General features: G+C 42.0%; 23 protein-coding genes. 3 read left to right on the plus strand and 20 right to left on the minus strand.

Annotation, left to right across the window (positions count from 1 at the left end; translation table 11 throughout):
- Positions 1 to 154: 154 nt before the first annotated feature.
- The gene (locus tag ACXZ1K_RS02175) at positions 155 to 1,318 is read right to left on the minus strand and encodes a FecR family protein (protein WP_458971744.1); all 1,164 of its coding nucleotides are present in this window, start codon (positions 1,316 to 1,318) and stop codon (positions 155 to 157) included.
- Positions 1,319 to 1,378: 60 nt separating this feature from the next.
- Positions 1,379 to 1,969: an RNA polymerase sigma factor gene (locus ACXZ1K_RS02180; RefSeq protein ID WP_458971745.1), complete on the minus strand. Its 591-nt coding sequence runs from the start codon at positions 1,967 to 1,969 to the stop codon at positions 1,379 to 1,381.
- A 45-nt stretch (positions 1,970 to 2,014) separates the two neighbouring features.
- Here ACXZ1K_RS02180 and ACXZ1K_RS02185 point away from each other — a divergent pair, with 45 nt between their 5' ends.
- Both ACXZ1K_RS02185 and ACXZ1K_RS02190 read left to right on the plus strand, forming a co-directional pair.
- Positions 2,015 to 3,127, plus strand: a complete 1,113-nt coding sequence (locus tag ACXZ1K_RS02185) for a sensor histidine kinase (protein WP_458971746.1) — start codon at positions 2,015 to 2,017, stop codon at positions 3,125 to 3,127.
- Positions 3,128 to 3,237: 110 nt separating this feature from the next.
- Positions 3,238 to 4,230: a hypothetical protein gene (locus ACXZ1K_RS02190; RefSeq protein WP_458971747.1), complete on the plus strand. Its 993-nt coding sequence runs from the start codon at positions 3,238 to 3,240 to the stop codon at positions 4,228 to 4,230.
- Positions 4,231 to 4,239: 9 nt separating this feature from the next.
- On the opposite strand, the gene ACXZ1K_RS02195 is transcribed toward ACXZ1K_RS02190, so the two are convergent.
- The 11 genes from ACXZ1K_RS02195 to ACXZ1K_RS02245 form a co-directional block, all read right to left on the minus strand.
- Positions 4,240 to 7,620: a family 43 glycosylhydrolase gene (locus ACXZ1K_RS02195; RefSeq protein ID WP_458971748.1), complete on the minus strand. Its 3,381-nt coding sequence runs from the start codon at positions 7,618 to 7,620 to the stop codon at positions 4,240 to 4,242.
- A gap of 229 nt (positions 7,621 to 7,849) precedes the next feature.
- Positions 7,850 to 8,458, minus strand: coding sequence for a GIN domain-containing protein (locus ACXZ1K_RS02200; protein ID WP_458971749.1), 609 nt, complete (start codon positions 8,456 to 8,458; stop codon positions 7,850 to 7,852).
- A gap of 138 nt (positions 8,459 to 8,596) precedes the next feature.
- Positions 8,597 to 8,776 carry a hypothetical protein gene (locus tag ACXZ1K_RS02205; protein WP_458971750.1) on the minus strand — a complete coding sequence of 60 codons (180 nt, stop codon included), beginning with the start codon at positions 8,774 to 8,776 and terminating at the stop codon, positions 8,597 to 8,599.
- The gene (locus tag ACXZ1K_RS02210; RefSeq protein WP_458971751.1) at positions 8,773 to 9,156 is read right to left on the minus strand and encodes a hypothetical protein; all 384 of its coding nucleotides are present in this window, start codon (positions 9,154 to 9,156) and stop codon (positions 8,773 to 8,775) included. The genes ACXZ1K_RS02205 and ACXZ1K_RS02210 overlap by 4 nt, the downstream gene beginning before the upstream one ends.
- Positions 9,153 to 9,707: an NlpC/P60 family protein gene (locus ACXZ1K_RS02215; RefSeq protein WP_458971752.1), complete on the minus strand. Its 555-nt coding sequence runs from the start codon at positions 9,705 to 9,707 to the stop codon at positions 9,153 to 9,155. Before ACXZ1K_RS02215 ends, ACXZ1K_RS02210 begins: the two co-directional genes overlap by 4 nt.
- Entirely contained in the window at positions 9,626 to 9,997 is a 372-nt protein-coding gene (locus ACXZ1K_RS02220) for a hypothetical protein (protein WP_458971753.1), read from the minus strand. The genes ACXZ1K_RS02215 and ACXZ1K_RS02220 overlap by 82 nt, the downstream gene beginning before the upstream one ends.
- Positions 9,998 to 10,211: 214 nt before the next feature.
- Positions 10,212 to 10,844 carry a DUF6266 family protein gene (locus tag ACXZ1K_RS02225; protein ID WP_458971754.1) on the minus strand — a complete coding sequence of 211 codons (633 nt, stop codon included), beginning with the start codon at positions 10,842 to 10,844 and terminating at the stop codon, positions 10,212 to 10,214.
- 209 nt (positions 10,845 to 11,053) lie between these two features.
- Positions 11,054 to 11,497: a hypothetical protein gene (locus tag ACXZ1K_RS02230; RefSeq protein WP_458971755.1), complete on the minus strand. Its 444-nt coding sequence runs from the start codon at positions 11,495 to 11,497 to the stop codon at positions 11,054 to 11,056.
- A 67-nt stretch (positions 11,498 to 11,564) separates the two neighbouring features.
- Positions 11,565 to 11,804: a hypothetical protein gene (locus ACXZ1K_RS02235; RefSeq protein WP_458971756.1), complete on the minus strand. Its 240-nt coding sequence runs from the start codon at positions 11,802 to 11,804 to the stop codon at positions 11,565 to 11,567.
- Between the two features lie 231 nt (positions 11,805 to 12,035).
- Positions 12,036 to 12,632 carry a mobile mystery protein B gene (locus ACXZ1K_RS02240; RefSeq protein WP_458971757.1) on the minus strand — a complete coding sequence of 199 codons (597 nt, stop codon included), beginning with the start codon at positions 12,630 to 12,632 and terminating at the stop codon, positions 12,036 to 12,038.
- Entirely contained in the window at positions 12,623 to 13,081 is a 459-nt protein-coding gene (locus ACXZ1K_RS02245) for a mobile mystery protein A (protein WP_458971758.1), read from the minus strand. The genes ACXZ1K_RS02240 and ACXZ1K_RS02245 overlap by 10 nt, the downstream gene beginning before the upstream one ends.
- Positions 13,082 to 13,315: 234 nt before the next feature.
- On the opposite strand from ACXZ1K_RS02245, the gene ACXZ1K_RS02250 reads away from it, so the two are divergent.
- The gene (locus ACXZ1K_RS02250; RefSeq protein WP_458971759.1) at positions 13,316 to 14,158 is read left to right on the plus strand and encodes a hypothetical protein; all 843 of its coding nucleotides are present in this window, start codon (positions 13,316 to 13,318) and stop codon (positions 14,156 to 14,158) included.
- Positions 14,159 to 14,315: 157 nt separating this feature from the next.
- Here ACXZ1K_RS02250 and ACXZ1K_RS02255 read toward each other — a convergent pair whose 3' ends face one another.
- From ACXZ1K_RS02255 to ACXZ1K_RS02285, 7 genes are all read right to left on the minus strand, one after another.
- Positions 14,316 to 15,692 carry an alkaline phosphatase family protein gene (locus ACXZ1K_RS02255; protein ID WP_458971760.1) on the minus strand — a complete coding sequence of 459 codons (1,377 nt, stop codon included), beginning with the start codon at positions 15,690 to 15,692 and terminating at the stop codon, positions 14,316 to 14,318.
- Positions 15,689 to 16,168: a hypothetical protein gene (locus ACXZ1K_RS02260; RefSeq protein WP_458971761.1), complete on the minus strand. Its 480-nt coding sequence runs from the start codon at positions 16,166 to 16,168 to the stop codon at positions 15,689 to 15,691. Before ACXZ1K_RS02260 ends, ACXZ1K_RS02255 begins: the two co-directional genes overlap by 4 nt.
- A gap of 27 nt (positions 16,169 to 16,195) precedes the next feature.
- Positions 16,196 to 18,775, minus strand: a complete 2,580-nt coding sequence (locus tag ACXZ1K_RS02265) for an alpha/beta hydrolase family protein (RefSeq protein WP_458971762.1) — start codon at positions 18,773 to 18,775, stop codon at positions 16,196 to 16,198.
- Entirely contained in the window at positions 18,763 to 20,184 is a 1,422-nt protein-coding gene (locus ACXZ1K_RS02270) for a thioredoxin family protein (RefSeq protein WP_458971763.1), read from the minus strand. Before ACXZ1K_RS02270 ends, ACXZ1K_RS02265 begins: the two co-directional genes overlap by 13 nt.
- Positions 20,185 to 20,243: 59 nt before the next feature.
- Positions 20,244 to 21,677 (minus strand): RagB/SusD family nutrient uptake outer membrane protein, encoded by a 1,434-nt coding sequence (locus ACXZ1K_RS02275; protein ID WP_458971764.1) that lies wholly within the window; start codon positions 21,675 to 21,677, stop codon positions 20,244 to 20,246.
- 3 nt (positions 21,678 to 21,680) lie between these two features.
- A complete protein-coding gene (locus ACXZ1K_RS02280) occupies positions 21,681 to 25,031 on the minus strand; it encodes a SusC/RagA family TonB-linked outer membrane protein (protein ID WP_458971765.1) in 3,351 nt (1,116 codons plus the stop codon).
- A 248-nt stretch (positions 25,032 to 25,279) separates the two neighbouring features.
- Entirely contained in the window at positions 25,280 to 26,515 is a 1,236-nt protein-coding gene (locus tag ACXZ1K_RS02285; RefSeq protein WP_458971766.1) for a FecR family protein, read from the minus strand.
- Positions 26,516 to 26,615: the final 100 nt, after the last annotated feature.

The raw sequence follows: 26,615 nt of genomic DNA on the forward strand, positions 1-26,615 counted from the left end.
GTGCAAATGTTTGCTAAAGTTTAAGGTGGACTGTACCCCAATCAAATCGCTAAAGGGAAGGATGGCAGTCCTTTCCTTTTTTGTTTCGGGCAGTCTTGGTTTCGGTTCGGTTGAGTAAGGTTACTTCATGTGGTTCGGTTGTTTTTTTTAGGTGCTACATTCTGTTCTTTTTCCCGGTAATGGTTAGTTGCCGGCGAGAGACATCAAGTTTATAATTTATCTCTGCTACGTCAAGCAGACGTAGTACCAGATGTATGTTTTGATTGCGGAAGGCATCTCCCACCAATTCTTCGTCAGGAATGCTGTTTTCATATACAACCTTTAAGTCGTACCAACGGGCAATCTCGTCCATCGTTTCTTTAAAGGTTTTACCGTCAAAACCAAATTTGCCCTCCTTCCAGGCGATGAATGCAGATACATCCACAGGTTTTATACGCGTTTTGCCGTTGGTAGTCACCGCCTGATGGTTCGGTAACAAGATCATGTGCTCATGCTGATCATCAACCGCAACTTTACCCTCAACAAGTGTCGTTTTTACAAAGGCTTCCTGAGGGTAGGCGTTCATATTAAACTGTGTTCCCAAAACCTCAACTTCCTGCTGGGCCGCAACAACTTTAAAAGGAATTTTCTGGCCATCGTTCTGGTAAACTGTTTTCACATGAAAATAGGCCTCGCCTTCCAGGTAAACCACCCGTGGTCCAGTTGAAAAACGGGACGGATATTTTAACGTAGTTCCCGCATTCAGCCAAACTTCTGTTCCATCTGGTAAGGTAATGTTATAGGTTCCGCCCATTGGCGTATGCAAGGCTAAAGTGTGTTCGCCCTGGTCGTCCGCCGTCAAAGCCGCCTCTGCTACAGGCTGCCCGTTTACATAGGTAATTTTATCCCCGGCCACAATTCCGGCCTGCGCACTACTCAGCACAATTGTTTTTCCATTGGCGAGGGTCAGCGTTGCCTTATTTCCTCCAGGCACTATGCTGGTGTTCACCAACGGTTTGTCTGCCACAGGTTTTTTATTCACAACCATCATCCAGGTACCCAGCGCAACCACCATTACGGCAGCTGCAGCCGTAATCCAGCCATATAATGGGTACCGCTTAATCACTTTAGGCTGAGATGCTGCTACCCTTGCCATTAAGCCGGTAAGCATGCGCGACTTCAAATCTTCTTCTGATTCAATCTTATTTGTAGGAATTACCGCTTCTCCATCATCATGGCTGTTATACCAGGCTATTAAAACAGCTAGTTCTTCAGAAGTGATGCTTCCGTTGTTGAATTTGTAAACTAATTGTTCAATTTTTGTAGAGTCTTGAGCCATGCTGTCGCTTTTCTATCTATATAGACAGAAAAAACAGTAGCGAGGGTGAGTCCGGGTGATTTATTTTTGAAAAAAGAGATAAATAAATCCCAATGCGGTCACAAACTCCATATTTCCCCTAATATCCCGGTTGGCTTTTTTCAAGTGCGACTTCACCGTGTTCTCCGATAAGTTCAAGGTTTCCGCTATTTCTTTGTTGGATAGTCCGTCCTGCCGGCTCAATTTAAAAACTAGTCTGCACTGCGGGGGCAAGGCGTTAATGCTGTTGTCAATTTGCTGTTGCAGTTCCCTGATGATGAGTGCCCGTTCGGGAGATAGGTTGTTGATGTCCGCTTCAGGCTTATAGTTTTCAGATTTTAATCGCTCCCGGTGCCGCTTATCAAGCACGTTAAATGCCTGGTTGCGAATCGCCCTGGATAGGTAGTTGGCAAGCTCCAATTTGCTCAGGTCCAGTTCGTCCCGCAGTTTCCACAGTTTAAAAAGCACATCCTGCACACATTCTTCTGCTTCTTCCTGGCTCCCCAAACGGTTAAATGCCACAGCCAACATCTTATCCCAGTACCGGTCATAGATTTCTATCAATACACGGTCATCGCCAGTCCGCAAAAGTCGGACTAACTCCTGATCCTGATGTAGCTTATACTGCGCCATACTACTGTCTCCCCTTTACAAATATATAATTTTCAGTGGCATAGGATGAAACTAACTAAACATTCGCCTTGGTTTAATCGTTATATAGGCATGACCTTCAATTACAGACCGCTCGATGGTTTTCCTTATGGCGCCAATATTCATTTAGCCTATGGCATCAACACCAGGCAACTCTTCTTCCTGCATGATTCCCTAAACTGGGTCATAGATGGGAAGCAAGAAAACCCCATTGCTGCTTTGCTCAGTAAAATCGAACCTGAAGACCTGAAATACCTGCAAGACAACTTCAATAGCATAGCCGAAGGTAATTTTCATGGCGACCTTAAATTCAAATTAAAGAGCGCCAATGGAACCAGATGGTTCCAGGCCTACCCATTTTTAACCCAACTGGAAGATGCGAGCCCACTAATCCTGGCAACCATTGTCGACATCACGAAGGACGTCGTTAGTATGCAGTCGATTGCCAAATTTACTGATAAGAAGAATTCTATTCTCCATATGCTGGGGCACGATCTCCGGGGCCCGCTTAATGTTGCCAAGTCCTTAACCAAATCCCTCAATACAGAAATCTCCGATTCTTCTGTACAGGAAAAAACCAAATACGTGTCCATCATATTACAACAGTCGATAGACCTGATCGGTGATCTGATCAGCAGGGAACTGATGGAAACCACCGCAGCACAGCTTGCAAAGGAGCGGATAGACATTGTCTTAAGAATAAAGGATTACCTGGAGGAAAGCCTGCGCTCAGCACCACTCGCAGAACTGAGCTTCGAGATGCTCAGCACGGATGATAAAATATTCATTAAACTGGACGATGCCAAGTTTATGCAAATCCTCAACAACCTGATGTCTAATGCCATGAAGTTCACTCCTCCAGGCGGTAAAATCACGGTCTCCATTTCTCAAACGGAAAACGAAGTACAGATAGAATTTAAAGACAACGGCATCGGCATTCCCGAAAACCTGTTGCCACAAATCTTTGATAAGTTTACTGATGCCCGCAGAACCGGCCTGCAAGGAGAACCAACCATTGGCCTGGGCTTGTCTATCGTGAAAACGATAGTCGACTGGCACCAGGGCAGCATCACCTGTAAGAGTAAGGAACAGGAAGGAACCACCTTTTTGATCACCCTTCCTAAAGCCCTGGTCAACTAACACGAGTATTACCAAAGCATTAACATTTGCATTTTTTAAAACTTTGACGAATAAATACCGTTTATTGTCTGACAAACCATACCAATTACCCCTAAAAACTATCCCCTTTTATGAAAAAACTTATCTTATCGCTCTCGCTGATTCTCGGATGGTCGTTCCTTGCACAAGCCCAGTTTGGCGGCCTTGGTAAAATCCTGGTCGATAAAGGCACTGAACTTGCCGGCGGCAACATTGGCAAGCTCATCAAACAACCCGCAGCCATTACCACCAATTTTAAAGATGTAGTACGCGATGGCAAAAAGCCACCTGCTTTCCACGAAGGCGAAACCCCGCAACCGCTTTACCTCTTACCAAAAGCTACCGGTGGGGGTTTTAAATTATGTGCCGGTTTTTATGAAATGACCAATAAAAGCTATTGCCTGCAGGCAGGAACTCGTGGCCCCAGCAGTGGAGATGGTTACATGCTGGCACCGGTACTCGGTCCCAAACAAGAGGTGGTCATCGCCATTCTAAAAAGCGGAGAGCAGCATCCTAATGTTCCTCAGCACGACATCCAGGTATTACTTTGGGCCATTATCGCGCGTACGCGTTTCGCCGATTACAATACTGCCATAAAACTTACCGCAACCACCCTGTTAACGCCTGCCCTTTTAATGCAACTGGAAGGCGGTGCGCTTGGTGTACTCCCTGCCAATGTGATGGAAAAGGCAAAAGCACAATTGCCACAAGGTATACAAGCCATCTTTGAGGCAGAAAACAATATCCGCCGATTGGCCGCCTCTGGCAATGCTACCTATGAAGAGATTGAACGCTACGCCATGCTGGCTGGTATGGTCCCGGCTGTAGACAATGAATTCCCTTCGGGCACATGGGCTTTACATCCGGATGGTTATTACATCAGGTTCATCCCTAAAAGCTACTCCACTACCAGAACACAAATCTATGTGCCGCAGGAACTGGCAGACAGCAAACCTAACCTGGTTTACAATGCCCCATACGGCATTGCATGTCCCGCAAATACCGGCGCGCAACGACTCATTCAAACCAATGAGCCATTGGAACCCAACTACAATTTAAAGTTAACCACCAAATGCTTCAATTAAAGAGCAACCTTATTTTAGCTTCCGCTGATAAATAACAAAGTTGCGAAAACTGCCATAACCGTGCTGGATTCCGTAAGTAGCCTGGAATAACCCAACTTCCATTGCTTTACTTTCGAAATCCGGACGGCGCAGCGGACTGCCCGGCAAATCCCGCCATAGTTTGCCATCGGTACTTCCCCGCATAAAAAAGGTATTGCCCATCCGTTGGATCTGCAAATGCCGGTAAAAATTCCATGCAGATGAGTTGAACGACTGCAACCTGCCTTTATCACTCAAGTCGGTAACCACATTACCTACGCCCCAGCCGGGAAATATACTGTTCTGAACCAGGGCATTGCCTAGGCCTGCGGCTTTAGCCATCAAACCCGCATCGTTTGCGCCACTGGCTATTTTTTTTTGCATTCCACTCACATCTGCAATTTCTGCCTCTGCAATAAAATCTCCCCTAACCGTTTTATAAAGGAATGGACCATTGGGCGAATGGCCATCCCATTTTGTGTCGGTCGATGACAATAGTACATTCCCATCCTTAACCCTAGCGGTATCCGAAACGCCCATCAATCCATCCCATTGGGTGCCGACAAGCGTCTTGCGCAGATCATGGTCTTTCGAAAAATCCGGTCGGAAGATACTGAATAGTGATTCGGCAGTTGATACTTTGAATGGGGGAGACTCCGCACTGACGTTGCCATAATTATCCCTGACTTTATAAGAGAAGGTATAGTTCAGGTTTGCGGACACACCATGATCCACATATTCCCTGCTGTCCATCCAGTCAGAACTGCTCACCTCGCCTTTATCAGTTGCTGCATAAAATTGGTACTGCAATATTTTCCCCGGCAGCTGAACAGCTGAGGCCGAAAGGCCAACTTGAGTCGGACTAAAAGCCTGCGGCGCTTTGGCGAACTGAGGTTGCTGCATCAGCCCAGGCAATGTTGCTTTCCAGGTCTTAAACAGTTCAGCAACTTTACTAGCCGGTAAACTTTCATCATACATGACCATCGCAGAAATGCCCTTCAGGCTCCAGCTTTTTGGTTCGTTCGCAGCTAGTAACCCAGCTAAACTTTTCTTCACATTTAACAAGCCGTCAACGTACAACAATTCCTCAGCCCCTTGTTTTGTTCTGGCGATGTGATGCCAGTTTTGGTCGCCAAACATCGGTCCTGCCAGCACAGCAACCAGGGTATAGGAAGGTAAGTTCGCAGTTTTTATGGCGTGCTTCAGTTTGGCCGGCAAGCTGTCCGAAACCACTGCAATCTTGCCATACAGATCGTCTGCTTTCAGTTGTCCCGGTTCGAAAGAAACTTGGTCTTGCAGGTAACCTTCATTTTTCCACTCGGCTAAACTTCCGTAAGGCAATTTTGCGGCATCTAAATATACCGCGATATTGGATTTCCCCGTGTCAGCAGCCAGTGCCAGTACATCTGCCAGGTCCAGTGCCGTATCATAGATTTTTAATGAAGCCATACCGCCTGTAAAGTAAGCACTGCGGTCGCCATTGCTGCCCAAAACAAAATTGGTCAGGTTTGCTATAAAAAGCATTTTTAGTTCCTGATGGTCAAGCTTCCCGTCTACATACAATCTCTCATAGGTTCCGTCAAAAACCAGGGCTACATGATGCCATTTCCCAGCCTCGGGCAGTTTAGCATAGGCCATGTCCGGCCAGCCCCAGTGCTCCGCTGCACCAGATTTTTTGTCGCTGCCGTACCCCATACTCGCATTGCTGATGTCCACGCCACCCCTGGTTGTCCAACTCAAATAGGGCTCATCTTCTTCAATAACCGGGTTATAAAGCCAGGCCGAAACGGTAAAACTGCTGTTCCCTAACAAAGATCCTGGCGCTTGTACATCCGCCATCATACTGCTTTTTCCGGAAAAGGAGATGGCCTTTCTGCCGGCCAGCATTTCTACCACTGGGCTTGCTCCTGCAGCTGAACTGAACTTGCCTCCAAGTTTTCCTTTATTGCTCCAACTGTTTACCGGCTCCCCAATTTCCAGGTCAGCTGCATTGAGGTCTACCAGCAAACCCAGGGGTTTCAATTTAGTCAGTTCAGATTCGGGCTTGGCTTTTATCGCATCTTTCGGCTGGTAGCTGTCGTTCGCGAAAGCCTTAATGTTCCAGATGGCCTTGTTCAAGCCGGGGTATTCGGTGTTCAGAACAGAGATGCGGATGTATCTCGCTTTTACATTCCCCAAATCAATCATCGGGCTCCCATGTACCGTGTTTTTGCTCCTGTCGGCATACATTGCCCATGTCGTTTTATCATCCGATGTTTCAATTAGGTATTGATAATACCAGGTGGCATACTCAAACTGGGTATGGATGCTTTCGATCTGTTTGCTGGCCTTAAGGTCAACTATCAGCCAGGATTCCGCTGTATTGCTCCTGGGTTTCCATAGCGTGCCATTGTTATGGTCGACCGCAAATTCCGGTTTAAAATCATCGTCGTAATAGGACGAAGCCGTAACTGATGCCCCAAACATCAAATCTGGGTAAGGGTTCATATCTTTTCCAAGAAAGCCAATGCCGGTGTGACTGGGTGCTAACTTTTCAATATTTCCCTCGCTGTCAAACACCAGTCGATCTGCTGCTACCTGTCGGTGATACCCACCGCCGGAATGCGGATTGTTATGCCGGTGGTAGATGAGGTAATACTCTTTACCGTTTTGTAAGACCGACTGATGCCCCGGCCCATGCACTGTGCCATCTGCGCTGGTGCTTAGGATCGGGTTGTTCTTGCCGTATACATAAGGACCCATCGGTCCGGTTTTGCTCACCGCATATTGCACCCGGTAGGTATCGTCTTCACACCTGCCAGATGAGTAGGTTAAATAATAGATCCCATTGCGCTTAAACAGGAAAGGCGCTTCAAAAAAGTCTTTGGCGTCGGTGTTCGGGATGATCCCCAATTTGGAGAACGACTTCATGTCCGGATTAAACAGTCCCACTCCGCAGCCATGTTTAGGATAAATGCCCCAGGTGCCCCAAAACAGGTACATCTTGCCGTCATCATCCCTAAAAGTTTGCCCGTCCAGCGTAATCACGTTGGGCACCAGGTAATTTTTCACCACCGGTTCTCCGGGAGGGAGGAGTGGCGTCCATGGACCAACGGGACTATCCGAAGTCGCTCCAAAGATCTCAACGGGTTGGCAGTAGTACATGTAATATTTGCCATCGGTAGTCTGGGTTACATCCGGCGCCCAGTAATGATGGGTCGTTGGCCAGTTCATGTCCTGCAAACTCCAGTTTACAAAATCTTTGGAGGTCCACACCTGCGAAGGGCCAAACCCGCCGCCATTGCCGTCGGTAGTGGCATAAATGTAAAAGGTATCCCCAAATTTCTTGATGGTCGGGTCAGCAAAATATCCCGGCAGCAGGGGGTTTGACATTCCTGGGGCCGCAGCCGATTGTGGTTGCGCCAGCGCGTTAAGGCAACACAGCAACAGGCAACAAAACCATAGGCAACAAGAGCAGAATATCCTCATCATTCAAAAATAATCAGCCGCATCCCAAAGGTAGCGGCGTTTATTAACATGAACCAGATGAATCTTAACCAAAAAAAGCGGCAGAACTTAATCTGCCGCCTTCATTCCCCCTCTGCTATCCCCTCTGTAAAATCTATTTGGACAAAGCCATTGCAACTGTGCTGTCCTTCATGTTGTCTGATACCAATTTTCCAGGTCTTACACTGGCAAATTTATCCAGGTTTACGTTTTGCATTTTGCTGGCAACTATTGTGCTTTGGTGGGCAATACCACTCATTTTCAATACTGCATTGTCTTTAACCTCTGTGTACAAGCTGCTGGTTACGGCGTTGATCTTTGCAGTAGCGCTTTGGTTTAAAAACAATTGTAAGTATTGTACATCAAACTTGTTGCTGGTGGTTACCACTGCGTTTCCATAAGCTTCTATCCTTTGTAAATCCTTAACAGTAATGTTAATTGTTACCGGCGATGATTCCATGGAATTGATAAAAAGCGTTTGGCCCTGGCGTTGTACCGAAGTTCGCTCTGCATTGAAGTTTTCAGTACCACTTACACTTTCTTTGTTGCCTTGTGTTAAAACGATCTTTACGTTTCCGCTCACCCAGATCTTGTTAAATCCTGTTTCTGTTGCAACTGTTGTTGATGCTTTTTCTGGTGTAGCAGCAAAAGTGCTGAATGCCGAACCTGCTAATACTACTGCTGTTAATGCTACTGAGAATAATGTTTTTGTTAGAGTTTTCATGATCTATATTTTTTAAGATTTTCTTTGTTTTTTGTAATTAAGACGCAGTCAATCCCAAAACGTTGCAGCACTTTTGCCCGTATTATACCAGCGTCGCTCCACTCACGACGAACGCCTGTAATATCTCGACCAAATCAGTTAGATTTTTTTCAACTTCCTGACTTTATCAGGGATATCACGTTGCTGTTTAGGTATAAAAACACCAGACGCAGTAACCCGCCAGCCTGCTAGCGACTTTACTTTGCGCCCTGTCCGCTTTTCTTCAGCTGCTATCACTACCTGGGCGGCTAGCAGTTCACTTAAATTACTGCATATCATCGCCTCAATTTTAGCAGGTAAAACAATAGGGCAACAATAAGCAGCGCTGCAATCACCACCATCCAAAAGCTTTCAGGCCTGGAAAGCTTTTCCACTTGGTCGGACTTAGCGCTAAGCCGTTCCTCAACTTTTAACTTGGCTAGCTTAGCCTGATCAACCTGCTCCTTAATATAGGCCTGCTGATAAACGGTGCCGTCCCGATTAAAAGTAACCACGTTGGTTTCTTTTACAGCGGTTTTCAATTTCAACTGCTGCCATTCGGTTTGCTTGTCTGCCGAGATGGACTCCTGAGTCTTAACACTACTGGTTTTTTTAAAAGCTGCACAGCGAAGCAAAAATACGAGGCAAATTAACCCTAAAATTATAGCTAACTTTTTCATAACGGCAGCTCCTTAAACCAATCTGCAATAACCGCAATACTCCGCTTATGTCTAATTCTTTTGTAAACCCCATCACCATCGCGGCTGCCCCCTAAATTCGTATTGCCTTCCACTGAGTAAATCCAGGCTCCTTTCGTTTCCACAATAATTCCGCAGTGGCCGATGCGTTTGAGTGCTGGGAAATAGATCCCTAAAATGTTTCCGGGCAGCGCATCCCTTGCCAACCTGGGCGCCGGGAAAAGAGAAGGGCTCCATGCGGTTCTGGGTTGCGCATCACCAACCATTTTAAACACCCAGCAAACGAAAGCGGCACACCATGGCGCGGGTACCTGTACCCCTACATACTTTAAAAATCCAGAAACCTCCTTCCCTGTATTTGCTTTTTTACCTTCCCGAATACCTACTAAAGACTGAGCGACTTTCACAAATTCCTCACGCCTTTCTTGCTGTGCCGGGCTCATCTCCTGCGCTATAATACGGCCATCAAGCACAGCACTGCTGCAAACAGGAGTGTAGCAAATGATGCCAAATAAAATCCAAACTGCTGACATAACGTTAGCCTATTAAATTGTGAAACCATCCTGCCAGCAGCTGGCAGATTAAATAGGAAGAGTACCCTGCTAAATAACCAGGCGCATAAAACGGTCAACACCGCAAAACACACCATACTCAATACCATCAACACCAGAATACCCGGATCCACATACCCTGAAGTACCGTCAAACCCCAGCACCATCCGCTGCACCAGCGGATACGCCAGCACCAAAATCAAAACCTGAAGGGCAAATTTCAACCCCTCCGCGTTCCACAGCCGGAACGCCCTTAACATTATTGCTTTCATAAACACTTTTTTTTAAACTCTAGAAACTAGAAACTACCTATAAACCCTATCCTGAAGGCTTCCAATCGACCAGCGTGTACAACCTGGCTGTTGCGGTGCATTTAATTGTATGTATCCAAATTTGGCGGCTCCGATGTGCCTAGGGAATTTTGCCTTTGGAGCGAAGCGGGGCAAAAGATCCCAGCACAAGAGGAGCTCGCCAGATTTGGAACAATTAAACCACCGTCACACTATGATACTGACTGGTCGATACCCCTTCAGGATTGACAAACGAAACCCACAAATGCACAACCTCACCAGAAAACTCCTCCGGCACACTCATGGTGTAGGTCAGCGCGGAGCGCGATACCGCCCCTGTTACTTCGGAAAAGAGATTAGCTGAAGGGCAATAAGCCAAAAACGAAGCTTTATCCGTTGGTGCACCATTAAAAATACCAATGTTTGCCAACCAGGTAAACTCGATTTCGGCAGCGGTGTCTGATACCACACTGAGTGCTCTGGCTTCAGCCAAATGGCCACGACTTAATTTCACTTCAGGATAATCGATCATAAAGTTTGGCGATACACCCGTAACCGCATTATCCAGGTTGTACTTCACCGCCGCATTCATTGGCGAACCTTTTGCATCATAACCAGAAAAACCCGGTTCGATCACGTTCGCTGCCCAGCTTAACCAGGCGGTCATCATTCCAAATTTTAGCCTTTGGTCCAGCTGTTTAATCGTTGGTGGTTTGCTAGAATTTGCCGGGCGCATGGAGAAGACATTTCTTCCTTTTACGATGCGACCAACGTTGTTTCCTGTTCTGCCCTTGAGGTGATAATAAGGGCCTCCTAATAAAAATCCCATAATAATTTGTTTTTAAAATTTGTAAATCTGTTCATTCAGCTCGGCTTAGAACCTCCCGGCCGGTAAGGTATTGTCGCTTTGCTGAAACAAACGTAAACACCTAAAAAACAAGAAACTAATTTTCAAATCATTATGAAACGGAATGGGAAAAAGCTCAAACTATTGAGACAAATTAGGACTGCAAATTCCTATATTCCAAAACCTGGCAGCTATTTATTAGACTTTTGTAACCGCTGCAAAGTTTTCACCAATTTAGTTTTATCCAATCTTTGACCTTTGGTTAAAGATTGTGAAATAATAAAAGTAACAGCAGCGGCACGTTCTTTTACTGATCTGCCTAACCAGTATTCCAAATCGTGCTGTTCGTCATTAGCTGCTTTCATCTGCACCTTCCTTACCACTGGCACTATTGACCTAACTTTAGTATTGATTGGTTTAGGTTTAACAATAATACTTTTACGTTCAATTCTAACGTCGTCATTTTCATATGGAACTTTAGCCTTTCCCAGATAATTACTTATGGTATTGTAATTATACTGAACGTAGCTCAAGCAGAAATTCTTGAGATTTGAAAATACTTCAAAAGGAGATTCTATTCTCTTTTTCCAAAAAACGACAACTACGCGTTTATCTCTAACTATTGATGCTGGCATATACAAATATAACTAATATTAATGTTTTATTAGTCAATACATAGCATATATAACTATTAATATCATCTCAACGATACAGTGAACTCTTTAAATAGTACGTTTCCTTACCACTTCGTTTGGTAATCCAGTTGCCTTCATCACGGCGTCGGTAAAAAGTACTGCGGGTAATACACAGCAAATCCATTACGCTTTCTTTATTCAACCATACCTCTTCTTCAATAGGAATAGGTGTTAGCGTTTGTTTGTCAGACAGCACCTGGTAAATCAATCCAAGCAGTTCAATAATTCTTTGTAAAAGTGTTAACATATCGAGAGTTTTTCCATTATTAAAAAATCCTTTTCCGGGGCTACAGGGATTTAATTGCCAGACAAAATTATGCAGGAAAGATCAGGAAAGGTGAGAACAAACCCACTCGTTTGCTACTTCAGCAATTGTTTCTCATCTAGCGGGACATTTTGGAACTAAGCGGGACATTATTCCTCAGCTTCCATAATCATATGATGCTTTTGACAGCACAAATACGCTTACAGAATTTCATTATGACCTGGCAAATGATAATAGTAAGCTGTAATTTCCTTTATCTGCTGCTTTAAGTGCGTTGAGATAAGTATCTCGATTCTCACTTTTCTTAGAAAGATTTCTTGCACCCCAAGTGAACACGGGCTTATTAAATATCTTTTCGACAATAAGATCTGCGATTAAGCGGCTATGACGACCATTCCCATTTGCAAAACAGTGAATGCTCACTATACGATGTTTAAAACGAACCGCTATTTCATCAGGAGCGAAACTCTCATTTTCAATCCAAAATGCAGTATCTTCCAGTAAAACTCTCAATCCTGTAGCAACTCCCCAACGGTCAACCCCGATGTTCTTATTTGTTTTCCGAAATTCTCCAGCCCACGACCAGACATTTTTATACATTCGCTTATGCAAAGCTTTGATAAATGCTTCATTAAGCAGAGCGTTGCTTTTAAAATTTCTGCCTAAACTCCATTGTATTGCATCTTCTATATTTTGTTGTTCAAACTCATCTAGCTCCTCCCTGGTTGATATAGATGAAATAAGCAGACCATCTTTTTCCTCTTCATCTAATGGGGTTTGCCCATCAATGTAAACTAGATCTAATCCCATAAAAATTTGGGCATTTTAGTTTTAATCTCCTCAGCTCTCTCCTTAATGGCCTTTTCAATTCTTTCGTTAGAGTTTTCCTGGTCTTCCAAGTTCATGGTATTGGACGTCCGCAAAACAATTTTTGAAGCCACTTCGATCGCCTTATTTTCTATTAGTGCATCTAGTGAGCCATCTTTGGGTACAAAGCCATAAACCAATTCCATATCCAAAACCCTCCCAATTTCTCTCAAAGATTTTAAAGTTATTGAACCATCCTTTTCTCTCTTTTCGATATCAGAAATACTTTGCTTAGTAACAAGCAATTTATTTCCAAGCTGTTGCATAGACATCCCTAAAGTATTTCGAATTGCCTTAATCCAACCACTAGGAGGTACTGTTACTTTGTTTAATAAAGCGAAACTCAACAATTTCTTGTTTAATTGTTGAATCATTAAAGATTTTGTTCCCATAAATGTAAAGCTATAACTTGACCAATAGCACACAAAAGTAAAGCGATAACTTTACTAAACAAAATATTTTGTAAAGTTATCGCTTTACAAAATATGATCAAGCATTCCCATGTCACAGGATTCCCATCCTCAAAATCTTTAACATAATTGAAAATATTGGTGCAAAAATTACCGCTATATGCTGGGAAATGAATAAGTTTTACGAATTATTCATTTAAACTAAACCATTAAAAAATGGAGAAAACCAAACAACAAATCAACCGAACAATCAAGTTCGTGAAAAATCCCGTAGTAGCCTACGAAAGCATCTGGCTCCGGGTAATGGTGGCATTTTTAGTCGCCCAAATGATCGTCCACATTTTGCGACAGCGGCATGGGCTGGACTCCTATCTGGACTGGACCTTCCACCGGACCTGGTTAATTACTTTCGGAATTGCCTTTGCCATTATGCAGTGGGCATACCTGTTAACCGTGTACCTGGATCATAAAGTGCCCTGGGATAGAGCGACAAAAAAGCGACGGCAGAAACAGATCCTTTACGGCGTGGGCATTCCTGTACTATTTGATTTCATAGCGATGACCATTTACTTCGGTTACTTTGGGTATAACATCTTTTATACCGGCTGGCCAACACTGTACCTACCCATTACGCTTTTTATGCTGGGTTTGTTGAACTTCTATTATTACAACAAGTACAAGGTATTTGAGAAAAAACAAGAGAAGGCAAGAAGGACAAAGGAAAGAGAGTTAAAGACCCTGGCACAGAAAACGGTAGAGAAGGAAGTTACAGAAACAGAAAGAATATGGCTGTATTCGAAGGAAGACAAGCAGGTATGGGGCACTTTCAATAACGGGAGAAAAATCATCACGCTACTCAAATCCCTCACAGAAATTGACCTCACAAATGAGTGGATGACGCCAAACCGCTTTTACCGTGTCGCCTGGGAAAATATCCTGACCGTTAAAAAAGTGGACCGGCAGTTCCTCATCATACTGAAGATCCCGAAAGATTATGAAATTATGGTGAGTAAAAGGATGTCTATACTTTACAGAGATATCTTGAACAAAATGTCCTAAGCATAAAAAAACCGAAGGCGTCTCCCAACAACCTCCGGCCAATCTTACTATACATGAACACCCGGTATGAGTCCGGGATATTTTAAATCATCTCATAATTTTTTTGTTCTTGACATTGCAACGGCATAGCCACAAGCAATCTCAGTTTGTTGCGCAGCTACTTCGTGGTCAGGATCCCCTCTACCAACTTCCCATCAGCCGTCTTAAAATCTACCCCTAATAATTTAGCAATCAAAGGCGCAATGTCAACAGCCCTGATTTCCTCAATCACCGCCCCTTTTTTAATCCCTGCGCCAACAGCGATAAATCCCGTATGCATCTCGGGGATGTTAGGATCATAACCATGATGTCCACCTTTTACGGGGAAGAACACCCCTTCCAATGGATTATTTTGGATCAAAGTACCAGGGCCATGATTGGCTACTTTTGCCGGCGCAATCCCAGCACTAAACACAACACCAGGCACGGCCGCCAGTGCCATTATCGCCGAACTATCCGCACCCATTTTATCCAGCTCCTTTCGGTCTATAATCCTAAACAACTTCCTCTTATCCGCAGGCAGTTTATTCAAACTATCCACCACTGCCTGTACCAACCTTTTTTTGGATTTGTCATCCAGAGCAGAGCGAAGAATCTCCTTATCCCCATACAAAAAGCAACTTCCCCCAGCTGCAATAAACTTCGCTGGCAAACCCTTGATCAACATATTTGGTCGAAACGCAGTATGAATCTCACTAAACCCATGATCACCAACTATTATCACCGTCGTACTATCCGCCAATCCAGAATGTTTCACCGCCTCCATAATCACCCCAATGTTATGATCAACTTCCGCAACCGCCAGCTTAACACTATCCGCATCTGACCCCAGCTCATGGCTTACCCCGTCAACCTCTGCAAAGTGAACTGCAAGAAAAGCAGGCTTCTTTTTAGTAAAGATGTAAGCTGCCATTCTTGCCGCATTATCATCCAGACTAAACTTTTCTTCGCTCATGTTGTGCTCATCAAGTTTTCCTGTTGCATTGAGTTCAACCTCCTCAACTAAACCAGGCGTTGCATATTTCCGTGTTTCCGTAATCCTATCGGGATGCGCATCGCTCCAAATCTCAGGAACATTATAAGTGATTTCTGACCCAACGCTTACTGGCCATTGCAACGCAGATGTGGTAAAACCTTTTTGCTTCAGAACTTGCCAAAGTGTAGGAACTTTAATCGCACTCGTAAACCAGTTCCAATCACCTTTACTGCCTTTGGGTTGATTGTAATAAATACCACTTCTAGCTGGCAATGCTCCAGTTAGCATAGCTGTATGTGTAGGATAGGTGTAGCTGGGAAATACACTCAGCATTTTCTTAGCAGAAATACCTTTCTTAGTCATCGCTTGCATATTGGCCGCAGGCCAACTATTATCCAAGTAAAACTGTGGACGGAAACCGTCCACAGAAATAAGGATGATATGTTTACTTGGTTGGGCGAAGCTTCGAAGGCCAAATATCAGAACACCTGTCAATATTAAGATTTTAACTTTTATCATTTGTAGTAGATATACTTAGTTTTAAATGTTGTTCCCTTAGCTTCGGTCTCATTTTCAAGCTTCAATGTTTTCCCATCAATAGATAAACTCCATAATGATTTACTGGAAGCTTGTTTTGCTCCTTCGGCGTTTTTACTTAGGGCATTAATTAAAAGAACTTTTTCATTCTCAATCAATTTCAGTGAAGCAGTCCTTTCATTTGTTGCACTAATCTTTGTTTTTGTTAAATCACCTGAAAAGGGTAATCTTTCTGTATATAATGTTGAGTCTCCTGTAGCGAAAAATTGCTTGCGTGTAATAGCAATAGTTTTGACTTCTTGTTTTATTGTGATTTCGACCGGAGCCGAGTTAGCAGACATTTTACCAAAATCCGATAAAGATTTATTTAGTTTCCAAATGCCAGAAAAGTTAGCTGTTTGCGCATTAGAAACAATAGAAAAAATAACGAATACTAAAATTACGAATGGAGTTTTCATTTTATTTAAATTTTGCATATTTAATTGTTATTTCATCCAAGTAGGTATAGAAGCACCTTTTAGATAATAGTCGAAAAATTCAGTCATTTTTATGGTATAATCCCAAGAATCTGCTTTCCCTTCAACACCATGTCCGCCAGTTTCGTATGAAAGCAACCATGCTGGCTTTTTTAAATCAGCAAGCGCAAAAAACCATTGTTCAGCCTGATTATACCTTACTGCAAAATCATCCTTTACATGAACAATTAATACAGGAGTTTTGACTTTATCTGCTTTAAATATTGCAGATTCCTCAATGTAACGAATAGGATCTTCCCATAGACTTTTAGTCATTCTCGGTTGACTGTGTCTCAAAAAATCGCCTACATATCTATTTCTTCCATAAAAACCAATCCAGTCTCCTGCTCCTGCAGTAGAAATTGCAGCAGCAAACCTATCAGTATGGGTAATTGTGAAATTAGTTTCAAACCCACCATAACTAAATCCCTGTAATCCCATATGCTTCGTATCTACCCAATTAAACTGGGACAGGTATTTTGCCGCGGCATCATTTGTTCTAGCGGCACTCTGAAGCGCTTCACCTGTTTTATAGTTAAAATCGGGAACGAAGACAAGATACCCTCTGCTTAAAAACCAAGGAACTGAAATATCACTGATTGCGAAAACAGGTTCTATAAAACTGTTAAAACCTTCACTATTTCTTTCATAATAATTAAAAATAACGGGGTATTTCTTTGAAGTATCAAAACTCTCTGGTTTATATAAGATTCCGTTGGTTATTTTCCCATCTATCTCAAACCTAACTAACTCATTAGTATACCAATTATAAGCCTTCTGCGGTTCAAGATTCGTCACTTTCTTAAATAAATGGAAATTCTCAGAGAAATACAGATTCGGAAATTCGGTGGCCGTCATTAGGGCAAATAAGAACTTATCTTGGTATTTCGCTCTTATCGGGGTAATTAAATGGTGAACTCCAGCAATTGTGCCATTTCCAGTAAAGAAATTGCCCGAAGGGATTGTCAATTTCTTCAATATAATTTTCAATTGATCATTTAACACTAAATGCAACAAGCTTTGCTCCTTTGTTTGTTCATTGAAACCATTTAAATATAAACTTTCATTAGGCCTTATTACTCTTACTTCAGACCTAGGGACACCGGATTTATAGTTTACTTTTTCTCTATCAAATTTCCAACGCAATACAGTTCGATTTTTTTGGCCCCATCCAAGAGTTACATTATAGGGTTTTTGTAAACCTAATGGGTCAATGCGCCAAATATCATATTGATCATAGAGATAAACATATTTATCTGCGAGATGCCAACTAACTATTCCGGCTTCAGGTTGCATTACACGACCATTGGTATTATTCTCCATAGGGACCGGAACTGTCGAGGTGATTTTCCTGGCAATACCTTTCTCAAGTTCGTAGGAAAACCAGACATGACTAGTGTCGTTATACCAAATCAAGTATTTGCCCGTAGATGAGAATGTAACGTTACTTGAATTTACCTGAAAAGATTTTCTTACACCATCCATGCAGGAAGTTATATTGATCCACCTTTCCCGAAACATTTCTGCATATCTTCCATCCAAAGCAATCGCGTATCGTTGACTAACCGGTGCTAACTTAATCCCACCATCACTTTCCTTACCTATCTGAACAGTTCTTTTTGAACTAAGATCACATCGAAACAAGCAGGGGATATAAGCACCTGAATACCCAAAACTCGTAGGTTCAAGTTCCGACCATTTCCAAACACTAGAACCAGGAGTAGCAGTCTTGCCGAGATCTACTTTTTGATTTTTGCCTTGAGTATAAAAGAAAATACCATCTCCATTGTCTGAGAAAAAAAGCTGGTCGCGAAGGACGATGTAATGATTCAGTGCCTCGTCGCCCTCTTTGATTAAAGTGACTAAAATGTTTGGCACATATTGAAAATACTTTAATGCGTTTGAGCCATTACTTTCTTTAGTAAAAAATGCCATCTGCAGATCATCTTTTATAACTGCAGACCTCAGTTCACCTGATCCAATGACTTTGATTTTATTTGAAGTAACATCATACCATCTTAGCGTACTGGATTCAGCCTCTTCTAATATCAAACTTCGGCCTGTAGGTGTAAGTTTGAAAGCTGTTGTATTTACAAATTCCTGTTGCTTACCAGTGCTCATATTCAATAACACTGTCATATTATTTTTTTTTTGAAAAGCAATAAGGTCACTATTTATTTCAGGCAGTCTATAGAAAAATACTGGCCCTAAATTATTGATATGTTTTGTTTTCAAATCTAGAACTTTCAAACTATCATGTATGTCTTGAATGATCGCCCACTTGCTGTTATCTGTAAAATTCAAAGCCTTTATTTTCAGCATCATTTTCCACTTCTGATCAGCTCTAGAGAGCGTAGTAATTTTCTCTCCGCCCGTTGTAATTTGATATGAAATGTATTGGCCATTACCTGATATCTTTGGATTATTAATACTTGGCCAAGAACTAATTGCCAAGGAGTCGATTACCAATTTTTGTGCATATGACACATTAGTAGATAGAAATGTTATAGTATATAAGAATGAAATTATCAAACGTTTTATTCCCGCCATGTCCGTTCCCCTTTCTCCATCTTAGCAACAGTTTCTCTAAAAACATCCAACAAGCTCGGTAACGACCCCTTTTCTGGATATCGCTTAATTAGTAGTTCCAACGATACCATTGCCTCTTTTTCCTTTTTTATAGCCAAGTCTTTCTTGCCCATTCTATACAAGATATTAGCATAGGTGTCCTGATAGTTGGTTTCCTCTGGATTTCGTCTGATAACTGCGTCGCTGACTTTCAAACCTTTTTGTAAAATATTTTTATCATCAGCTTGCATGAAAACATAATTCCAAATGAGGTCATTGATTTTTTCATCACTTAAATCTTTTTTAATTCTTAAATATTTAAGCATGGCATCTGCACTTTTGTTGCCTTGTTTCTTAGCTGAATAATAATCAGGCATTACCTTGGCTATAGTCTCATCAACATCTACGCCTTTATACTTATTTTGCAGAAGTCCTCTAAATGCTTTCCAGTCTATTTCTTCGTTTGTTTTGAAATAGGGCATTGAAACTTCATAGCGATAAATCTGACTATTATAATGGTCGAATAATATCGGCCAAATGGTTTCAGGTAGACCGCGATACCTTTCTGCGATTTCCGATTTAATCACACTCCATTGCTTATCACGTTCAGGAGAGTCTTTAAACAGGGCTTCCAAATACTCTCTATAGATAATTTTAGAAATAGCTATTTCACTAGCATCTGCTCTGCCATATTGTTTATTCACCTTTTCAGAATTAGCCATAAGCCATTTGAAGGAACTACCAGATGAGTATCTAATTACCGGTAGGATAATTTGTAAATTATCGTGGCTCCATGGATCATTTACTAATTTGATAAAATACCCTGCTAGCGAGTCTGCTAGTTCATATTTTCTTATTTCCGCAGCAGATTTGATTGCTGTGACAAGTGTTGCAGAATCAGTTAGATTGGTACCAATATTTTCTAGTATCCCATAAAGTTGGTGTTTAGCATCCATAGACATACCCGCTCGCTTGATAAACTCTTTAGGACTAGGTACAGTTCCTTCAATTCTGTGAACAATCTTACCATCCGGTGAGAAGAACAAGTATGTTGGAAAAGCGACAACTTGAAAATCCTTCTCGAGCATTTTGGCGTCGGCATACCAGGCCTTAATTTGATTATCATCTTTCGGGGTTTTGTCCATCTGTACCTTAAGCGTTATAAAATGCTTGTCCAGATAGTCGACAACTGTCTTGTCTACTAGAATGTTCTGATCCATCCATTTACAAGGAGCACACCAGGTAGCATAGCAGTCAACAAAAATATACTTCCCGTTTTTCTTAGCCTTTTCCTTTATGGATGCCCAATTTAAATTTTGTGAATTGTATTGTTGTTGACTAAAGGAATTACCAAAAAAAAGGCAAAACACTACCATAAGAATTATTTTCATTGTTTTCATGTCAAATGATTAAAGTGGAGACAGGGCTAAAACAGCCCTGTCAATAAAGATCAATACCCTGCGTTCTGTTTTAGGTTTCCATTTCTCTGGATATCAATTGTTGGTATTGGCATAAGCTGTTTATAACTAGCCCATGTGGTACCTTTAGCAACAGCCACCAATGGCATCACCTGATCAATAGTACCAGTTCTCTTCAAATCAAACCAGCGGTGCCCCCATTCTGCAAAAAACTCCTTACGATTTTCCTGTGAAATAGCATTTAATAGGGTCGTAGCATCATTGGAAACAAAATCACTAAGACCAGCTCTGTTCCTTATCTTGTTCAAATCATTTGCTGCCTCGGTTAATTTACCTAGATGTGCCTTTGCTTCTGCCCTGATCAGATATTGTTCAGCCAGCCTAAGCATCACTAGATACTCTGAATTAGGCTGCGAGGCATCAGAATTCACCTTATATTTATAAGGATAATGATATATCTCATTCGGGGTAACTGAATTGTCTACATAACTGCCAATCCACCCTGATCTTCTTCTATCTGTTAAATCAAAAGCATCATATATACCTTGAGTTAATGCAAAAGGAAAATATACCTGCCCAGGCTTTTCAAGCAACACAAAATATTGGCTTTCTTTTGTATTTCCGTTACCGCTCAAAGGTGTTGGTACAGCCAACTGCAAAATGCTTTCGACGCTATTTTTCCTAAAAGTTAGTGATGGGTCAGTAAGAGAGAACTTACTATTTGAAATGACTAGGTTTGCTTCGGTCTCAGCATTTTGCCAATCTTTGGTGTAGAGATAAACTCTGGATAACAAAGCCGATGCAGCTGCTTTCACTGGGTAGGCGCGCTCTGTACTTGTTCCACCAACGGCAGTGTAAAAATTTTCAGGCAGCAACGTTTTAGCCTCCTGTAAATCTTTAATTATTTGAGCATAAACATTGGCGACTTGACTTTTGCTTAATGAATTATTCACTTTATAATCAGTCGTCAGTGTCAGTGGAATTTCCCCGTATAAGTTGGTAAGATAGAAATAGAAATATGCTCGCATAAACTTAGCTTCGCCAATTAATTGTTCTCTCAATGGTGTAGTTACAGAACTTGAACCGTCAATACCCTCTATCGCTGCATTGCATTGATAAATACCAGAATACAATTCCGTCCAAAACGTTCCGCTATTACTCGTCACTAGAACGCTATTTTTATAATACTGTTCAATAGGCGTATAATCGGAAGCGTAATTTTTGAGTTCATCAGCCGACGCACCCATTAAAGAAGTAATACTAGTTATTCCAGCTGTAAAATTATCGCCCCCCGCAATATTCAGGAAGATTCCATTTACTGCTGAAGATGCGGCTGCGTCGCTTTTGTAAACTGCTACCCCAGCAAGACTACTCGCTGGTGGATCTACCTGTACGAATTTTTTGCATGAGCTGTGCGATATCACCAGTAAGCTAATAATCATCGCCATTAATATAGTCTTTTTCATTTTTTAAAAACTTGTTTGTAGTCCAATAGTAAATACTTTCAACGGAGGTAATTGTGTACTTCGAGTCTCAGGATCGTAACCAGAGAATTTGCTGAAGGTCAACAGGTTTTGTCCTTGTGCGTACAGCCTCAAATTTTGAATTTTTAATCTTTGGCTAAACTCAATTGGACAATTCCATGAAATTGATGCATTTTTTAATCTTACAAAAGATGCATCTTCGTAGGTAATATCGACATCGCCGTTTGATAACAATGATTGGGCAATGTATGTGTCATCAAACGCCTGTGTAAACTTTTGAACATTTGTTACGTCTCCTGTCTTTTGCCAACGATTTAAAACAGCCGTGCGATCACTAATGTTAAAGCTGCCTGGTAAATTACCGTAAAAACCGCGCGCCTTCTGCTTTACATATTGAACAAAAAAAGAAAAGTTAAACTGTTTCCATTGAATACTATTTTGAAGACCTCCATACAAAGTTGGTGCAGTGTTAATAAACACAGTTCGATCTTCTTCAACCAATTCATTCACATTTATTATCGAGCCAGCCTTGTTATAAAATTCCATAGTACCGGTACTTGGATTAACACCAGCTGAACGGAAGGCTCTTGATATTCCAAGCGGCTGCCCAATTGGAAATACAATCTTATAGAATGATAACGCGTCAACTTCTAGCTCTGTTAGTTTATTTTTTGGAAGAGTGAAATTTAGGTTTGTAGACCATTTTACATTTTTACTTTCCTGATTTGTATAGCCAACGACAAATTCCCAATTGGTGTTTTCAATTTTGGCTGGTAAGTTTGTATCTATGTTCGGAAAACCTGTTACCAGAGAAAGTGGCGCGCTAAGCAATTGGTTACTTGATTCATTTTTTGAATATACAGCGCTTAAATTTAAATGATCTCTAAACAGTCTTAGATCAGCGCCAACTTCTGCTTTGACAGTTTTTTCCCATTGTAGATATGGGTTAGAATGCCCTGTTGCAGTAAGCCCTTTATTACCTAGGTAATTATTTGTTGAGATGCTGTAAAGGTTTAAGTGGCCATAGTCGGGCAATTGATCACTTCCGGTACTTCCATAAGATCCCCTAAGTTTAGCAAAACTTAAAAATGATATATTGTCTTTGATAAGGCTTTCCTCCGAAAGAACCCAGGCAACACCCACTGCACCAAAATTTGCAAATTGATTTGCTGGGCCAAATCGGCTACTCCCATCACGGCGGGCAGTAAGGTTAATCAAGTATCTATCTTTCAAGGTTAAATTTACCCTAGAGTATAGTGCATTGTATTTATAATTATTTGTGGCAAAACCTCGATTTGTTAACGTTCCTGCTGCTTGAGGATTAGTAAGCATAGAATCGTCCGTATAGGTCCGACCTTGAGTAGATGTGTATCTGCTCTGGTTTTGTTGGAACGTTGAACCAATTAGTGCAGATATCGCAAAATCATTGATTTTAAAATTATAATCCAACTGAGGCTCTATAACCCAGCCAATATTTGAACTGTTCAAATAGTTAGCACTATTGGTTGATGATGCTCTTGTTGGATTGGTCGCTGTTTTCGGGACGCCTAAAAATTCTTCAGTTTTAAGACTGTTATAATTAAAACTTGACCTGAAAGCAAGATTTTTGATAACACTGTATTCTAGCGAAAGATTGCTGATTAAGTTGTTAGTTTTACCTAAAAATATATACTTTGTTTGCGCAAAGGGATTCGCCCAAGTGCTTGCTCCACTCGGCAATACTTCCCAATTTAGGGCACCATTTCTATAAATAGCAGGGGAATTTGGAGCTAATTGCATAACAACATCACTCAGGAATGCTGGAACTACTGTATTATCATCATCAAGGTATTTAACCGATAAGTCTGCCTTAAGCTTTTGATTTGTACTCGCTGTTGTTAAGCTTACTTGACCAGAAATTTTTTGATCGGCTCCAGGTGCTGCGTACACAGTACTTTCTTTATGGAAGCCCCCGCCCAACCTGTACTGAGTATTGCCAGCACCTCCAGACATACTTAATTGTACATCATTATATTTAGCTGTTTTTCCAATAAGTTCCTTCTGCCAATCAGTATTTCTTGACTGATCCCAAAATGTAAGATCATATGCTCCCGGAGTTGGAACAGTTGGGATCGCTACCCCGTCATTTTTGTAAGCTTCACGTCTCATCGTTAAATACTGTTCCGTATTCAAAAGATCCATTGAGCCGGTAATTCTTCCAAATCCGCTATAAGCATTCAGATCAATTTTCGTAGTACCATTTTTCCCTTTTTTTGTCGTGATTAAGATTACGCCAGCTGCCCCACGGGAACCGTAGATAGCAGTTGCATCTGCATCTTTAAGAACATCGATAGTTTCAATATCAGATATATTGATAAAATTCAATGGACTACCTCCAAGCATATTAGGATTTAAACTTCCATTGCTGCCTCCATTTGTTGAAGTCATTTTTGAGTTGTACTGTACGCCATCTATAACAAACAATGGGTCGCTGCCTTGAATCAGACTACTTTGTCCCCTAAGCTGAACTTTAAATGCTGAACCTGGTGCACCGGTAGTCTGACTGATCAGTAAACCTGGTACGCGTCCTTGAAGAGCTGCTAGTGGATTGCTGACAGGTTGCTGCCCGATCTCTTTTGCTGTTATCCTGGCAACATTTCCTGTTTCTAAGTCTTTTTTTGTTTGATAGTACCCTTTATTCACAATATTAACCTCATCCAAATCTGAAGTTACAACACTCAAAACAACTCTGGTAAAATTTCCATTTGCAGGTAATTCAATTGTTTCAAATCCCAAAAATGAAATGACAATAGTTGCTTTATCTTCCACATTAGCCAATCCAAATCGCCCTGTATTATCAGTTGTAGTCGATTGCTTAAATCCTTTTACTTTAACAGTTGCACCGGCGATTGGATTTCCGGTACTATCTACCACCAATCCCTTGATGTCAATTCTCTGAAATCGGGCAATCATCTTGTCCAAGAAACTCGGTTCTTCTTTTTTCTCGGTGATGACAATCGTTTTGTCGCTAATGCTATAGCTTAAGTTTTGGTTTTTTAATACCTGGTCCAGTACTTCTTGTATAGCTGTTTTGTTAAAGGAAACAGAAACCTTTTTAGTGTTCTTTAGTTGGGCTGAACTCACCACAACGTCATAACCAGTCTGGATATTGATCTGGGTAAATATCTCTTTTAAACTGGCCTGGCTTTTTTGCATGGTCAATTGCTGACTGTATGATGAAGCGCTCACCTGCAGAAGCGTCACCAGTATAAGAAATGCTGTTATCCGCATAACTCTAAATAGTTGCGGCAGGCTTGCTTTGGGCACACCAGCCTTGTAAAAAGTATAAAATTGCATACCTTAGTAATGTTTGAGTTGAAACTTATTGTTCGCTAATAATTTGTTCTTCCCAGCTCGCTCTGCTACAGATCAAGCCCCGGGAAAGGTAAGCTCAAACGCCGGAGGGTAGTGTTCGTAGCACTGCCCTTCTTTATCTAAACTCCCCGCCTGTTTTCCATCAACTCTGTTGTCGTAAATGTCTTTTCATGTGTTTAGTTTGTTTAGGTGGTTTAGTAATTATGGTTCGTTTCGGGTTGATCTTAGTTTTATTTGGTCACTATTATTTTTCTGCCTTTTATCTGGAAATGTAACTTACCGGTCAACTGCAATTTCTCCAGTACTTTTGATACGTTTTCAAAGCGGGACAGGCTTCCCCAAAATTGCTCCTGCGGGTCTACACCCTGGTATTCTACTTCTACATCGTACCACCGGGATACCTTCCGCATAATGCTGCCCAGCGTCTCATCGTTAAATACAAATTTTCCGTTCTTCCAGGCAATAGCTTCTTCTGCGTTAACATCTTTGATCACCAATGCCCTGCCCATCAGCACCGCCTGCTGGTTTGGTTTCAATAGGTTATTATTAATCGCTACACTGCCTTCTAACAACGTGGTCTTCGTCTCTCCCTCGTCTTTATAACTATTGATGTTAAAGTGCGTTCCCAACACCTCTACCGTCTGTCCGGCACTCTCCACTAAAAAAGATTGCCGCGTCCTTTTTCCCCTCAATAACGTGTAGGTTTTCGCAACCTCGAAATAAGCTTCTCCATTAAGCAAAACTTTGCGTTCCTTTCCAGAAAATTGAGAAGGGAATCGGATACTTGATGCAGCGTTCAGCCAGACACGGGTTCCGTCAGGTAAGGTAAAAGTATAGGTTTGCCCTTTGGCTGTTGAGGCGGTTAGGAGATCCTTCGCTAGCGCTCTGGATGACAAATAGCCGGCGTCCTGTTTGTCATCTAGTCCCGCTTTGTTATCCCGTCCTGCTTTGTCATCCCGAGTTCCGAGGGATCTCGTTTCTTCGCTGTCACTTAGGCTGACAAGCGTGTTGTCGTTGTACTTCAATGTGCTGCTTACAATCACCCCACTCTTTGCGCTATCCAATTTGATCACTTTCCCATTGGCCAATGTTATTGTAGCGCCTTGCCTACCCGGTGCAATGTCATGTTGTGCAAATTGAGATCCTGAAACAAGTTCAGGACGGCGAGATACTTTAAAGAAATAAATACCTAACGCAATTGCGGTCAACGCCGCAGCCGCTGCGGTAATTCTAACCAAACGCGTAGCCCACAGCTTACGTGTAGGTTTGTTCATCTTACTTTCTATTACCGCAAGCATCCTCAACCGCTGTTCTTCTTCAGAACCCGCAAATGCTGCCGGTACCTGCAACTCCTTGTAAAGCCCGTCCTGATACCACTGATGAAATTCCAACTCCTCCTCCGGAGTAATTTTCTTCTTCAGCCATCTATCGGCCAGGTATGCTGCACGGTCTTTATTGATCTCCATTTAGTAAGGCACTTTATTACAGGTTCCTTTTCAATACCCTATCCCTAGCGCCAACATAAAATATTTTTAGATGCATTGTGGTTGTCACTTTATATAGTTT

The organism is Pedobacter jaeyakensis (genome assembly GCF_054461315.1).